This is a genomic window from Nonomuraea sp. NPDC049419, from assembly GCF_040676995.1.
GTDB lineage: Bacteria > Actinomycetota > Actinomycetes > Streptosporangiales > Streptosporangiaceae > Nonomuraea > Nonomuraea salmonea.
This window is the reverse complement of sequence record NZ_JBFAQB010000011.1, coordinates 143,455-157,481: the sequence shown is the minus strand read 5'-3', so window position 1 is coordinate 157,481 and position 14,027 is coordinate 143,455. Positions and strand designations below refer to the sequence as shown.

Annotated in this window: 12 protein-coding genes and 1 pseudogene; 4 read left to right on the top strand and 9 right to left on the bottom strand. The window is 73.8% G+C overall.

The genetic code is table 11. From position 1 onward, the window contains the following. Positions 1–559 precede the first annotated feature (559 nt). The 8 genes and pseudogenes from AB0K12_RS29155 to AB0K12_RS29120 all read right to left on the bottom strand — a co-directional run. Positions 560–2,029, bottom strand: a pseudogene (locus AB0K12_RS29155) (BTAD domain-containing putative transcriptional regulator); the annotation flags it as partial. 45 nt (positions 2,030–2,074) lie between these two features. After that, positions 2,075–2,857, bottom strand: a complete 783-nt coding sequence (locus tag AB0K12_RS29150; RefSeq protein ID WP_364567937.1) for an alpha/beta hydrolase — start codon at positions 2,855–2,857, stop codon at positions 2,075–2,077. 17 nt (positions 2,858–2,874) lie between these two features. Further along, positions 2,875–3,723, bottom strand: a complete 849-nt coding sequence (locus AB0K12_RS29145; RefSeq protein ID WP_364567934.1) for an ABC transporter ATP-binding protein — start codon at positions 3,721–3,723, stop codon at positions 2,875–2,877. Continuing rightward, positions 3,720–4,589 (bottom strand): ABC transporter ATP-binding protein, encoded by an 870-nt coding sequence (locus AB0K12_RS29140; protein WP_364567931.1) that lies wholly within the window; start codon positions 4,587–4,589, stop codon positions 3,720–3,722. Before AB0K12_RS29140 ends, AB0K12_RS29145 begins: the two co-directional genes overlap by 4 nt. Then, positions 4,573–5,436, bottom strand: a complete 864-nt coding sequence (locus AB0K12_RS29135; RefSeq protein ID WP_364567928.1) for an ABC transporter permease — start codon at positions 5,434–5,436, stop codon at positions 4,573–4,575. The genes AB0K12_RS29140 and AB0K12_RS29135 overlap by 17 nt, the downstream gene beginning before the upstream one ends. Next, positions 5,433–6,434 carry an ABC transporter permease gene (locus AB0K12_RS29130; RefSeq protein ID WP_364567925.1) on the bottom strand — a complete coding sequence of 334 codons (1,002 nt, stop codon included), beginning with the start codon at positions 6,432–6,434 and terminating at the stop codon, positions 5,433–5,435. The genes AB0K12_RS29135 and AB0K12_RS29130 overlap by 4 nt, the downstream gene beginning before the upstream one ends. Continuing rightward, entirely contained in the window at positions 6,431–7,927 is a 1,497-nt protein-coding gene (locus AB0K12_RS29125) for an ABC transporter substrate-binding protein (protein WP_364568311.1), read from the bottom strand. Before AB0K12_RS29125 ends, AB0K12_RS29130 begins: the two co-directional genes overlap by 4 nt. An 11-nt stretch (positions 7,928–7,938) precedes the next feature. Then, positions 7,939–9,045 carry an LLM class flavin-dependent oxidoreductase gene (locus AB0K12_RS29120; protein ID WP_364567922.1) on the bottom strand — a complete coding sequence of 369 codons (1,107 nt, stop codon included), beginning with the start codon at positions 9,043–9,045 and terminating at the stop codon, positions 7,939–7,941. A 227-nt stretch (positions 9,046–9,272) separates the two neighbouring features. Between AB0K12_RS29120 and AB0K12_RS29115 the strand changes: the two genes are divergently transcribed. Genes AB0K12_RS29115 through AB0K12_RS29100 form a run of 4 tightly spaced genes read left to right on the top strand, consistent with a single transcriptional unit; the run spans position 9,273 to position 13,298 of the window. Then, entirely contained in the window at positions 9,273–10,160 is an 888-nt protein-coding gene (locus tag AB0K12_RS29115; RefSeq protein ID WP_364567919.1) for a LysR family transcriptional regulator, read from the top strand. Beyond that, positions 10,160–10,651: a cupin domain-containing protein gene (locus AB0K12_RS29110; RefSeq protein ID WP_364567916.1), complete on the top strand. Its 492-nt coding sequence runs from the start codon at positions 10,160–10,162 to the stop codon at positions 10,649–10,651. The genes AB0K12_RS29115 and AB0K12_RS29110 overlap by 1 nt, the downstream gene beginning before the upstream one ends. Before the next feature lie 8 nt (positions 10,652–10,659). After that, complete coding sequence (locus AB0K12_RS29105) at positions 10,660–12,255, top strand: rhodanese-like domain-containing protein (protein WP_364567914.1); 1,596 nt, start codon at positions 10,660–10,662, stop codon at positions 12,253–12,255. Between the two features lie 26 nt (positions 12,256–12,281). Further along, the gene (locus tag AB0K12_RS29100; RefSeq protein WP_364567911.1) at positions 12,282–13,298 is read left to right on the top strand and encodes an LLM class flavin-dependent oxidoreductase; all 1,017 of its coding nucleotides are present in this window, start codon (positions 12,282–12,284) and stop codon (positions 13,296–13,298) included. A gap of 4 nt (positions 13,299–13,302) precedes the next feature. On the opposite strand, the gene AB0K12_RS29095 is transcribed toward AB0K12_RS29100, so the two are convergent. Continuing rightward, the gene (locus AB0K12_RS29095; protein ID WP_364567908.1) at positions 13,303–13,884 is read right to left on the bottom strand and encodes a class I SAM-dependent methyltransferase; all 582 of its coding nucleotides are present in this window, start codon (positions 13,882–13,884) and stop codon (positions 13,303–13,305) included. Positions 13,885–14,027 lie beyond the last annotated feature (143 nt).

Sequence of the window (14,027 nt, the reverse complement as noted above, 5' to 3'; positions counted from 1 at the left end):
TCGCCGCCCTGGTCACCTCGACCAGGTCGGGCGGCGGGGTCCAGGCGCTGAGCGTCTCGCTGATGGCGTCGCGGTGCACGAGGATGCGTTCGTGGTCGCCGCGTACCGACCACATCGCGCCGAGGCCGGCCAGCAGCCGCACGGTCGTGGCCGGGTCGGGCTCGGCGAGCGCCTGCCTCAGCAGGTCGGCCAGGTTGCCCTCCTCGGCGCGCAGCGCGTCGGCCGCCGCGAACTCCTCGGGGCCGAACAGCCGGGTGGCGTGGCCGAGCGAGTAGGCCGTCGCCCATGCGAGCTGCGCCCGCCGGGCGGGCTCCTCCTCGCCGGCCTCCTTCAGCTTCATCCTGCCGAACTCCCTGACCGTCTCCAGCATGCGGTAACGCAGGCCGTGGGCGGTCTCGCGGACGCTCAGCATCGACTGCTCGGCCAGGGCGTCCACGGCGTGCAGGGCGTCGGGACCGAGGACGGCCTCGGCCGCGGAGAGGGTGAAGCCGTCGCCGAACAGCGACATCCGGCGCAGCGCCCGGCGCTCGGGCTCATCCAGCAGGTTCCACGACCAGTCGATGACGGCGAGCAGCGTGCGGTGGCGGTCGGGGGCGGTCCTGTTGCCGCCGCGCAGCAGGGCGAACCGGTCGGCCAGCCGCCGCTCGATCTCCGCCACCGCCATCACCCGCACCTTGGCGGCGGCCAGCTCGATCGCCAGCGGCAGCCCGTCGAGGCGGGCGACGACCTGCTCGACCGTCGCGTCGTCGAGCAGGACGCCGGGGCGGGCGGCCGTGGCGCGCTGGCGGAACAGCTCGACCGCGTCCTGCCTCGGCAGCTCGCCCAGCAGGTAGACGCGCTCGGCGGGGATGGACAGCGGGGCGCGGGAGGTGATCAGCACCCGCAGGTCGCGGGTCGTCACGGTGAGGAACGCCACCAGGTCGGCGACGGCCTCGATCAGGTGCTCGCAGTTGTCGATGATCAGCAGCGCGGGCGTCTGGGAGAGCTGCTGGGCGATCCTGGCGCGTACGTCGGAACGCTGCTCGGCGGTCAGGATGCGACGGCCGCTGATCGAGTCGCGCACCCCGAGCGCCGAGCCGACCTCCCCCACCACGCCCTCAGGGGAGGAGACGCCGACCAGCTCGACGAAGTGGGCGACGGGCTGCGCGGCGTGCCTGCCGACGACGTGGGCCAGCCGGGTCTTGCCCAGGCCGCCGGGGCCGACGATGGAGACCACCCGGTGGGCGTGCAGCAGGGCGTGCAGCGCGCGGATGTCGTCGTCGCGGCCGAGCAGGGTGGAGCCGTCGTACAGGATGCCCTGGCGCACCGGGCGGTCGGCGGCCAGCAGCTCGGCGTGCACGCGGGCCAGCTCGGGGCCCGGCCCGGTGCCGAGGCGGGCGGCCAGCTCGGCGCGGTGGCGCTCGTAGCGCTCGAGCGCGGCGGGCGCGCCGCGGACGGCGGACTCGCTGCGCAGCAGGCAGGCCAGCAGCTCCTCGTCCTGGGGGCGGCCGGCGGCGGCCTGCTCAAGCAGCGGCAGGGCCTGGTCGTGCGCGCCGGCCCGCGAGTGGGCGATCGCCGCCACCCTGCGGGCCTCGGCGGCGCAGGCGGCGGCGAGGCCGCGCAGCTCGGACAGCGCGCCCGCCACCCGGTCGGCGCCGTCGAGCGCGGACGTCATGGCCAGCGCCTCTTCCGCGTGCCGGACGGCGAGCGCCGTGTCGCCGCCCGCCAGCGCGTCGCGGGCGCGCTCGGCCAGCGCTTCGAGCAGCAGGACGTCCACGTCTTCCGCGGGCAGCCCGAGCCGGTAGCCGCGCGGCGTGCGCTCCACGACGGCCGCGCCGGTCGCCGCCCTGGTGCGGGAGACGACGACCTGCAGCGCCTTCGTCGGGTTGGCCGGCGGCTCCTCCGGCCACAGCTCCTCCACCAGCCGCTCGTCGCTGACCCCCGCGCGCCCGCGCAGGGCGAGCAGGGCCAGCAGCGTGTGGGCGCGATCGCCGGACACGCGGGCACCCTGCCAGCGCAGACCGTCCAGCAGAACCAGAGCGGGGGACATACCGAACAGCTTAGGGCGAGCGGCCTCCGCCCCGCTGATCGATGATCACCAGGTGGTGGTCTCCACGGTGACGGCGGGGACGAGGTTCTCGCGCAGCGCCTCCAGGAAGGTGACGATCTCGGCGGCGACCGAGCGGTGCTGGAGGTCGTTGAGCACGTCGTGGTGGGCGCCCCGGACGACGGCCAGGCGGGCCTTCGGGAGGGTCTTGGCCGCCGCGGTGATCGCGCCGAGGTCCGCCAGCGGGTCGGCGTCGCCGGTCAGCAGCAGGTGGGGGATGCCGGTGGTGTTCGCGTACGCCGCGTCGAGCAGGTCCTGCGGCAGGACGGTGGCCAGCGCGCCGCGCCGTACCTGCTCGTCGCCGGTCAGGACGCCGCGATGGGTGGGGCAGGACGTGCGGACGTCCAGCTCGTCCTCCCACGAGGCGTCCTGCCGCGTGCCGGTGGCGGGGAGGCCGGCGAGGACGACGCCGTCCGGCCACCAGACGTCGTGCAGAGGGGCGGTGGCGAGCGGGGTGGCGAGCGGGGTGGCGAGCAGGGCGGACAGGGCGGCGGCGCCCAGGTCGGCGCCCACCAGCACCAGCGGGCGCGGCAGTCCTTCCTGCTGCTCGGCCGCGATGCCCTCCACTGCCTCGGTCAGCTGCGCGGCCAGGCCGGTCAGGACGGAGGTCGCGGGCGGCGGGTCCACGACGCGGACGCGGTAGGCGTCGTAGGCGAGGCGGGCGCCCAGGCGGGCGTAGGTGGCGCGGGTCTCGCCGCGGCCGGGCACGACGATGACCGTGCCTCGGGTCCGCAGCCCTTCGGGGGCGTGGTGGTCGCCGGTGTGCGTCATGTGCGAGCTCCAGGCGGTCATGAGAGGTCGGAGGAGGCCAGGGCGCGTACCTGCTCGCGCAGGGCCCGGCGGGCGGCGGGGTCGGGGGGCTGCTCGTCCCTGATCGACGGCACGGACGTCACCAGCAGCCGGGTGTAGGGGTGGCGCGGCGCGAGGAAGATCTCCTCGGTGGTGCCGGTCTCCACCACCTGCCCGTGGTAGAGCACGACGACGCGGTCCGCGACGCCGCCGAGCGAGCCGAGGTCGTGCGTGATGAGCAGGACGCCGAGGTCGCGGGTCTCGCGCAGGCGCAGCAGGAGTTCGAGGATCGTGATGCGGGTCGAGGCGTCGAGCGCGCTGACCGGCTCGTCGCAGATCAGCAGCCGGGGCCCCACGGCGATCGCCCGCCCGATGGCGACCCGCTGCCGCTGGCCGCCCGACAGCTCGCCGGGATGCCTGGGCAGCAGGTCGGCCGGCAGGGAGACGAGCCGCGCGACGTCCTCGGCGGCCTCCCGCAGCTCGGCACGGCTCCGACCGCGGATGGCGAGGCCCTCGACGAGGGTGTCGAAGACGGTGCGTTCGGGGTCGAGGCTGCGCAGCGGGTCCTGGAAGACGTACTGGACGGCGCCGCCACGCCGGAAGGCGCGCTGCGCGGCGCCGCGCAGCCCGCCGACCTCGCGCCCGCCGACCGCGACGGTGCCGGCGCTCGGCGGCACCAGGCCGAGCACGGCGCGGGCGAGCGTGGTCTTGCCCGAGCCGGTCTCGCCGATCAGCCCGACGATCTCGCCGGCGCCCACGGTGAGGTCGACGCCGTGCAGGATCTCCGTGCGTCCGCGGCCCCGGCCGAGCGCCACGTGCAGGCCGGAGACGTCGAGCAGCGCGCTCATCGGGGGCTCCTCTCCCGCACCCGGTCGATGCCGAAGCGCTCGTGGTCGTCGATCAGCTTCCGCGTGTACGGGTGGCGCGGCGACCGCAGCACCCGCGGGGTGGGCCCCGACTCGACCACGGCGCCGTCGCGGAACACATGGACCGTCTCGCACGTCCGCGCGATGACCGCCAGGTCGTGCGAGACGACGACGAGCGTGAGCCCCCGGTCGCGGCGCAGCTCGGACAGCAGCTCCAGCACCTCGGCCTGCACGGTCACGTCGAGCGCGGTGGTGGCCTCGTCGGCGATCAGCAGCTCGGGGTCCGCGGTGATCGACATGGCGATCAGCACGCGCTGCAGCATCCCGCCCGACAGCTCGAACGGGTACTGCGTGGCGACGTGTCCCGGGCGGCGCAGCCCCATGGCCGCCAGCAGCTCGACGGCCCGCTCGCGTGCCGCCCTGCGGCCCAGCCCGGCCTTGACGCGCAGCACCTCGGCGAGCTGCCTGCCGACGGTGATCGACGGGTTGAGGTAGGAGGCGGGGTCCTGGAAGACGGCGGCGACGTGGGTGCCGCGCAGGCGGGCCCGCTCGGCGTCGCGCAGCGCGGTCAGCTCGGTGCCCGCGAGGCTGATCGCGCCGCCGGTGACCTTCACGCCGGCGGGCAGCAGGCCGAGGACGGCGCGGCAGGTCAGGGTCTTGCCGCTGCCGGACTCGCCGACCAGCCCGGCGGCCGAGCCGCGCGGCACGTCGAGGTCCACGCCGTGCACCACCTCCGAGCCGTCGGCGACGCTGACGCGCAGCCCGCGTACCGACAGCAGCGGCTGGTGCTCAGGACCTGCGGGCACGGCGGGGCGGACGGCCGTCGCATAGTCAGGTGAGGCGGACACGGCGGGCTCCTCTCATGAGTGTCCTGGCCCTGCCGCGATCGCCGCTGGTGTCCCTGATCGCGTCGGCGAGCAGGTTGAGCGCGCCGACCGTGGCCATGATGAACAGCGAGGGGAACACCGGCCCGTACGGCCGCTGCGCCAGATACCCGAGGTCGCTGGCGACGATGCCGCCCCAGGTGGGCTCGGGCGGCGCGACGCCGATGCCGAGGAAGGTCAGCGAGGAGACGATGAGCAGGGCGCTCGCGGTGGCGTTCGCGGTGGTGACGACGAGCGCCGGCACGATCTTCGACCACACGTGCGTGCGCAGCACCCGCCAGGTGGAGGCGCCGAAGAGCTGCGCGGCCGTGACGTACTGGGCGCCCGCGTGGCTGAGCGCGGCGGCCCTGGTGATGCGGTAGAACGACGGCGCGAGCAGGATGCCGACGGCGACCATCGCCTGGTGGACGGCGTTGCCGAGCAGCGCGGCGACCGCGATCGCGAAGATCAGGAAGGGCAGGGCGATGAGCCCGTCCATGAGCCGCAGGGTGATCCACTCGTAGGCGCGGCCGAGATAGACGGAGGTGATGCCGGGCACGACGCCGATGACCAGCCCGATGGCGACGGCCTCGAAGGCGGTGAACACCGACGCGGGAGCGCCGGCCAGCACCCGGCTCAGCACGTCGCGGCCCAGGTAGTCGGTGCCGAACCAGTGGGCCGCGCCGGGTGGCTGCAGGATGTCGGCGCTGTTCTTCAGCGCGTCGTACGGCGCGAGGAAGGGCCCGGTCACGGCGAGGACGAGCACGACGGCGAGCACGGCCGCCGCGACCTTGCCCGGGCGGGTGCGCAGGGCGTCGGTGATGGTCCTCATATCTCCCTCCGGGCGGCCGGCCGCAGCTTGACCAGCAGGACGTTGACGAGCGCGGACGAGAGCAGCACGACCGCGATCGTCACGAGCAGGGCGCCCTGGACGACGGGCACGTCCCCGCCGAGCGCGGCGGTCTTGGTGAGCTCGCCGACGCCGGGCAGCGCGAACACGGTCTCGACGATGACGGCTCCGCCGATGAGCCTGGGCACGTGCATGCCGAGCACGGCGACCGCGGGCCCGGCGCCGTTGCGCAGCGCGTGGACGAGGACGACCCGCCAGCCGGGCAGGCCGCGCACCCGCGCGCCGACGACGTAGTTCTCGTGCAGGGTGTCGGCCATGCCGGTGCGCAGCTGGCGGGCGACGTCGGCGGCGGCGTCCAGGCTGAGCGCCACGCAGGGCAGCACCAGGAAGGTCGCCCAGGTGGCCAGGCCGGCGGACGGCGGCGCCCAGCCGCCGGCCGGCAGCACCGGCACGAGCAGCGCGAACACCGTGATGAGCGCGACCGCGGCGACGAACCCGGGCACGGTCGCGAGCACGGAGGTGACGACGGTGACCGCGCGGTCGAGCGGGCCGCCCTGCCGGACGGCGGCGAGCACCCCGGACACGCTGCCGAGCACGGCGGCGATGAGCAGCGCCCCTGCGGCCACGGACAGGCTGACCGGCAGCCGCTCGGCGATGCTCTGCGCGACCGGGATCTTGGTGAACCAGGAGGCGCCGAGGTCGCCGTGCAGGGCGTCCCACAACCACAGCGCGTAGCGCGCCGGCAGCGGCCGGTCGAGCCCGAAGACCTCGCGCATCCGCGCCACGTCGGCGGGGGTGGCGGAGTCGCCGAGCACGACCGAGGCGGGGTCCTGCTCGGTGAGCCCGCCGAGCAGGAACGTGATGGACGTCGACACGAGCAGGACGGGCACCGCGATGAGCAGCGCCCTGCCCAGGGCGGCGAGGGGCCTGGCGAGGGCGGCCGGCGAGAGGGCGCGGCCGCGCAGGTCGATGGTGGTCATCTGACGACCCGGACGCCTTCGAAGCGCTGGATGTCCACCCAGTTGCGCAGGCCCTGCACCTTGGGGCTGTGCGCGGCGAAGCGCGTGACCGTGAACAGGAAGACGTTCGGCATGCCGGTCACCGCGATCTTCGTGGCCTTCTGGATGGCCGCCGGGTAGGCGGGGTCGCTCAGCGCGTGCCCGCCGGCCTCGGCGACGGCGGCCGGCAGCTCCTTGGGGGTGGTCTTGCCGAGGTTCATCAGGCCCTCGGGCCCGAACAGCACCTGCAGCGCCTGCACGGGCGACTGGCGGGCGTTGAACTGGTCGAGCACGAACGGGTGTCTGCGGGTGATGTAGTTGTTGACGCCCGGCGTCTGCACGGTGAGCGTCGTGCGGATGCCGGCCGCGTTGAGCTGCTGCTGGATCAGCTCGCCGACGGGGTCGTCGGCCTTGCTCAGCGCGAGCTGGACGTCCACGCCGTCCGGGTGGCCGGCCTCGGTCAGCAGCCGCTTGGCCTTGGCCACGTCGTGCGGGTACAGGTTGTCCAGGTCGGCGTTGTAGGCGACGTAGCCCTGGGGGAAGGGCTGCCAGGCCGGCGTGCCGTAGCCGAAGTTGGCCGTCTTCACCAGCGCCTGCCGGTCGATCGCGGTGCTGATCGCCTCGACGACCTTGGGGTTGTCGAACGGTTCGACGGTGTTGTTCACGTCGAGGACGCGGACGGGCAGCACGTCGGTCGTCTCGACCGGGAAGCCCGCGGCCTTGACGCCGGCGACCTGGGAGGCGGTGAGGTCGGCGACGTCGTACTGACCCGATCGCAGGCCCGCGACGGCGACGGACGGGTCGGGGGCGGGTTTGAGGACGAAGTTCTCGATGTGGATCTGTCCGGCGTTCCAGAAGGTGGGGTTCTTCACGAGCGTCGCCTGCGAGCCGGGCACGTAGGTCTTGAGGATGAACGGGCCCGCGCCGACCGGCCGGGTGGCCAGCTTGGCGGCGTCCTTGGCGGCGGCGGGGCTGACGATCTGGCCGGTCTTGCCCGACAGCAGCAGCGGGATCTGGTAGTCCACCTGGGTGAGGTGCAGGGTCACGTCGGTGTCGCTGTCGGCGGTGATGCGCTCGACGGTGACCAGCTGCGGTGCGATCGTCGAGTCCTCGGCGGTCTTGCCGCGTTCCAGGCTCGCCTTGACGGCGGCGGCGTCGAGCTTGGCGCCGTCGGAGAAGGTCAGTCCAGGACGCAGGTGGAAGGTGACCGAGCGGCCGTCCTCGGCGTACGTCCACGACTCGGCGAGCCCCGGCCGGGCCTCGCCCTTCTCGTCCACCTCGGTGACGCCCTCGTAGACGAGGGTCAGGGCGTGGACGTCGTTGCCGACGGCCGAGGTGACCGGATCCCAGGTGGACGGCAGCGACCATCCCCAGGTCAGGGTGCTGCCGGCGGCCTGGCGTACGGACGCCTGGGAGGCGCAGCCGGTGAGCAGCAGCGCCACCACCGCGACCAGACCGACGGCTTTGACGGGCATGCGCACGCCGCTCACCCTCGCCCTGCGGGGGTGAGCGCCCGCTCGCGGGCCTCGGCGCCGGCCCGCAGCAGCGGCACCAGCTCCTCGCCCCAGTCGCGCACGTCCTGCAGCGGGTCGAAGCCGCGGATCAGGAACGTGCGGATGCCGAGGTCGTAGTACTTCAGCAGGGCGTCGGCGACCTGCTGCGGCGTGCCGACCAGGGCGGTGGAGTTGCCGCCGCCGTCGGTGAGCTGGGTGACGCCGAACCACAGGCGCTCGTCGTGCACGAGTTTCTCCTCGGCCTCGTCCTTGAGCCGCCTGGCGCCGACCGCGGTGTTCTCGCCGCGCCCGATGCGCCAGGTGCCGCCGTTGCTCTTGCCGGCCAGGTTGCCTTCGAAGGCGCGGCGGATCGCGTCGGCCTTCTCCCAGGCGGCGTCCTCGGTGCCGGCGACGATCGGGCGTACGGACAGGGAGAAGCCGATCTCGCGGCCGTGCCGTGCGGCCTCGCCGCGGATGAGGTCGACGCGTTCGCGGGTCTGCGCCAGGGGCTCGCCCCACAGCGCGTAGACGTCGGCCCAGCGGCCGCCCACGCGGATGGCGTCCTCGGACTGGCCGCCGAAGAAGATCGGCACCTCGCCGTGCGGCTTGACCGAGCTGAACGCGCCCTCGAAGCGGTAGAACTCGCCTTCGTGGTCGAACGGCTCGGCCGAGGTGAGCGTGCGCCGCAGGACCTCGATGAACTCGGCCGTACGCCGGTAGCGCGCCTCCTTGCCCGCGAAGTCGCCGTCGCGCCGCTGGTCGGTGTCGCTGCCGCCGGTGATGTGGTGGATCGCGACGCGGCCGGCGCCGGTGAGGTTGTCCAGGGTCGCGAGCTTGCGCGCGGTCAGGGTGGGCTGGATGAAGCCGGGCCGCTGGGCGATGAGCACGCCGAGGCGCTGGGTGTGGTAGAGCACGTGGGCGGCGGCGGCGAAGCCCTCGGGCGAGCTGGCGCTGTGGGCGATGAGCACGCGGTCGAACCCGGCCTGCTCGTGCGCGCGGGCGAAGTCGGCGAGGTAGCCGGGGTCGACGACCGGACCCCGCCAGCCGGCGCTCTCCGAGCCGTAGGTGGTCGAGACCATCCCCAGGATCTGGATCGACAAGATGCCTGCCTTTCAACGTGTTCGGGTGCTTGTGGGCGTGCGAGGGCACGCCTGGAGGGGGCGAGGGGGTGCGGCGCGACGGTGGGGGGTTCACCTCGCCGGCGACGTCGTGTCCCAGCCTGCGGCCTGGCGCTCCGGGGTGTCCAACGACGCTTTGTGATCGCTGTTCATCACGTCACGTGATAAATACCCTTACATCAGGTAGGAATAATAGGTATGCTGCTCGCATGAACCGCACGCTGGACATCGCTCCGTTGCGCAGCTTCGTCGCCGTCGCCGACGCCGGTGGCTTCCAGCGCGCCGCCGACGCCCTGCACCTCAGCCAGGGCGCGGTGAGCCAGCACGTCCGCCGCCTCGAGTCGGCCATCGGCCGGCCGCTGGTCGAGCGGCGCGGCCGCGGCTCGCGGTTCACCGCCGACGGCGAGAAGCTGCTCGGCCTGGCGCGCGGCATCCTCGCGCTGCACGACGAAGGGCTGCGCAGCTTCGCCGACGAGGCCCGCGGCACGATCGTCATCGGCTCGACCGAGCACGCCGCCGCCCAGCTGCTGCCGCACCTCGCGACCGCGCTCGACCAGGCCGAACCCCGTTACGGCGTCAAGTTCCGCATCGACCGCGGCACCAAGCTGCGCGAGAGCTTCGCGGCGGGACGCGTCGACCTGGCCCTGCTCATCGGCCCCGCCGACGACCCGCACGCCACCCCGGTCGGCGACCTCGCGCTGACCTGGTACGCCGCTCCCGCATGGCAGCCGCCCAGGCGCGGCGAGCCGCTGCCCGTCGTCGCCTTCGACCACCCGTGCGCGCTGCGCGACCGCGCGCTGACGACGCTGGGGCACCACGCGATCCCCGTCGCCGTCGCCTCGGAGGCCAACCAGCTCGCCGGTGTGCAGGCCGCCGTCAGCGCCGGCGCCGGAGTGGCGCTGCTCGCGACGCTCGGGCAGACGCCCGACGGCCTCGTGCCCCGCGACGACCTGCCCCGGCCCAAGCCGCTGCCGCTGGCGTTGTGGACGCGCAAGGACGTCGCGCCGGCGGTGTCGGAACGCGTCGCGCACACGCTGCGCCGCCTCCTGACGACCCCCGTCCTGACCGGAGTGCCACCCCTCGCCAAAGGAGCCTGATGCCCGACCAGCCCCTCATCCGTACGCCCAGCGGGGTCCTCGTGCCCGCCGGCATCGACCCGTTCCACCGGACCCTGCACCACGTCGCCCCGAGCGGGCTGCTCGGCCGCACCGGGCAGACGTCGGGAATGACCCGGCTCGAGGCCGTCAGCGGCAAGACCGTCGGCTCGTCCGGCCTCTGGATGGGTGAGACGCACGTCGCCGCGTCCACCGCGTCGGGCAACCACCACCACGGGGCGTCCGAGACCGCCATCTACGTCGTGTCAGGGCATCCCGCGTTCGTCTTCCTCGACGTGGAGGGCGACGAGCCGGTGGAGCACCGCATCGAGACCAGCCCGGGCGACTACATCTTCGTGCCGCCATTCGTGCCGCACCGCGAGGAGAACCCCGACCCGGACGCCGAGGCCGTCGTCGTCATCTCACGCACCACGCAGGAGGCGATCGTGGTGAACCTCGACGGGCTCGACTGGTCGGAAGTGGAGATCCGCTGAACCGCTCGATGACGGCCGGGGAGGTGCGTGACCTGCTGATGCGCCGCGAGGAGGTGGTCATCGCCGACGTACGCGAGGAGGCCGCCTTCGCCACCGGCCACCCGCTGTGGGCCGCCAATTTCCCCCTCTCCCGCCTGGAGCTGGACGCCTGGCGGCGCATCCCCCGCCGCGACACCCCCATCGCCGTCTACGGCGACGGGGCCGCGCGGGCGATCGGCGTCCTGCGCGGGCTCGGCTACGGCCGGGTGCACGAGCTGGCAGGCGGGCTCGACGGCTGGACCGCCTCAGGCGGCGAGATCTTCCAGGACGTGAACGCGCCGAGCAAGGCGTTCGGCGAGCTGGTCGCGTCGGTCGCGGGCACGCCGTCCCTGACCGCGCAGGACGTCAAGGCGCTCATCGACGCCGGTACGCCGCCCGTCGTCGTGGACGCGCGGCCCTTCGACGAGTTCCGCACGATGAGCATCCCGACCGCCACCAGCATGCCGGGGGCCGAGCTGGTGCTGCGCATCCGCGAGCTGGCCCCCGACCCCGCCACACCCGTGGTGGTGAACTGCGCGGGCCGCACCCGGAGCATCATCGGGGCCCAGTCCCTCATCAACGCCGGGCTGCCCAACCCCGTGGCGGCGCTGCGCAACGGCACCATCGGCTGGACCCTCGCCGGGCAGCGACTCGACCACGGCGCGGCCCGTACGGCGCCGCTCGCTGTGACGCCGCCCCACCACGCGCTCGCCGCGTCCGGGGCCCGCGCCGTCGCCGAGCGGGCCGGGGTCACCTTCGTCCCCGCCCGCGACCTGCCCGGTCTGCGCCGGCCCGACCGCACCACGTACGTCTTCGACGTCCGCACGGCCGCCGAGTACGCCCGCGGGCATCTCGACGGCGCCCGGCACGCGCCCGGCGGGCAGCTCGTCCAGGAGACCGACCACTACGCGCCGGTGCGCGGCGCCCGCATCGTGGCCGTGGACGACGACGGGGTACGCGCGGCGATGACCGGCTCGTGGCTGGCCCAGATGGGCTGGGAGGTCTACGCCGTCAGCCCCGCCGAGCTCCTCACCCGGCCGGCCGCCGAACCGCCTCCGCATCCCGAACCCCCTCCCCATCCCCCACCGCCCCCGGTGGACACCGTCGACGCGGCGACCCTGCGCGCCTGGCTGGCCGACGGCTCGGCGACGGTCATCGACGTCGGCCCCAGCCGCGACTACGCCACCGGCCACATCCCCGGCGCCTGGTACGCCGCCCGCGCCCTGCTGCCCGCCGCGCTCGCCACCCTCGGCGCCGCACCCCGGTACGTCCTCACCTCACCGACCGGCCTCCTGGCCCGCTTCGCCACCGCCGACCTGCGCCACCGCGCGCCTGCCTTCGCCCTGGAAGGCGGCACCGCGGCCTGGCGCTTCCCCCTGGAAACGGCCGAGGCCCGGTACGCGGTCCCGCCGGCCGACCGGTACCGGCGCCCGTACGAGGGCACGGACAACCCCCGGGAGGCCATGGCGGCGTACCTGGAGTGGGAGTTCGGCCTGGTCGAGCAGCTCGAACGCGACGGCACCCACCACTTCAAGGTCCTCGATCACGTGCCCTCTTTGTCCCGCTATAACCTACCATTTGACTAGGCAATACTGCGGGAGGAGTAAGCGCCGTGCCGCTGCCCACGCGACCCCTGCGCAAGCTGGGTTTCCTGACCATCGGCCTGTTCGACGGGGACGACCCCCGCCCAGGACACGAGTCGACCCTGCGGATCATCGAGCTGGGCGAGCAGCTCGGCTTCGACAGCGCCTGGGTACGCCACCGCCACCTCCAATACGGCATCTCCTCCCCTGTCGCCGTCCTCGCCGCCGCCACCCAGCGCACCACCCGCATCGAGCTGGGCACCGCGGTCATCCCGCTCGGCTGGGAGAACCCGCTGCGGCTGGCCGAGGACCTCGCCACCGTCGACATCCTGTCCGGCGGCCGGCTCAACCCCGGCGTCAGCGTCGGCCCGCCCATGCACTACGACCTGGTCAAGGACGCGCTCCACCCCGGCACCGCCGACCTGGAGGACTTCAGCTACGAGCGGGTACGGCGGCTGCTGGGCTTCGTCCGCGGCGAGGCGGCCACCTCCTTCAGCGGCGCCGAGGGCTTCGAGGTGTTCTCCGACCGGGTGCAGCCGCACTCGCCGGCCCTGGGCAGCCGCATGTGGTACGGCGGAGCCAGCCTGCGCTCGGCCCGGTGGGCGGGCGAGCACGGCATGAACTTCCTGACCAGCAGCGTCGTCAAGGCCGAGGAGTCGGAGGACTTCGCGCAGATCCAGCTCTCGCACGTACGGGAGTTCCGCGCCCGGCACCCCCTCAGCGACCAGGCCCGCGTCTCCCAGGGCCTCGTCGTCATCCCCACGGACTCGGCCACCCCGCAGCAGCGGGCCAAGTACGCCGCGTACGCCGCCGAACGCCTGCCCCGCACCGCCGCGCCGCAGGGGCCGGCCCGCATGCTGTTCGCCCCCGACCTGGTCGGCACCGCCGCCGGGATCGCCGAACGGCTGTACGCGCACGCCGCCTTCCAGGAGATCGACGAGGTGGCGTTCGCGCTGCCGTTCACCTTCGAGCACGAGGACTACGTCCAGATCCTCACCGACATCGCCACCAAGCTGGGGCCCGAGCTGGGCCGGCGCCCGGCCTGACCCCTCATGCTTGCGGGGGCTCGGTGAAGAGCAGGAGGTAGCGCCAGAAGAGCAGGCGGCGGATCGTGGCTCCGGGAAGGAGGTCCGCTGCGGCGGCTCTGACCTCCGGCAACGTCATCGCGGGTTCGGCCACCGTCGGCCGGGGACCGACGGATTTCGTCCTGACCGCCGCCAGTCGCGCCACCGCGTTCGCGGGCACCGCCGTCAGACTCACCAGCCGGTCCGCGAGCGTGCTCTCCCGGTAGAGGCCGAGGATCGCGAGCCTGCCTCCCGGTACGAGCGCGCGGCGCAGGCGCGTCACCGTCGCGAACGGGACGTGGTGGATGCTCGCCAGGCAGAAGATGACGTCGTAGTGCCGCTCGGGCAGCTCCGCCGTGGTGATGTCGCATCGGCGGAAGCGCACCGCGGTCGGCAGGTCCTCACCGAGGACGGCGGATGTGTCGATCGCGTCCACCTCCAGGCCGCGCCCGGCCAGGCGACGGGCGAACGCGCCGGTGCCGCAGCCGACGTCCAGGGCCTTCTTCGCACCCGCTGGGATCTCCCGAATGAGCAGCTCGTGATAGTGCTCGTTGTGATCGAAACCCATATCGGGACTGTACTCGCGGAACTTCCTCGATCATTCTGCGGTCAAACAGTGCGGAGTACTTGTCTCGGCGGGCAGGAGGGGCACGATGTGGAGTGAGGCGTTGGCGGCGTTGGTCGCGGCGGGGGCCACGACGTTGGTGTCGG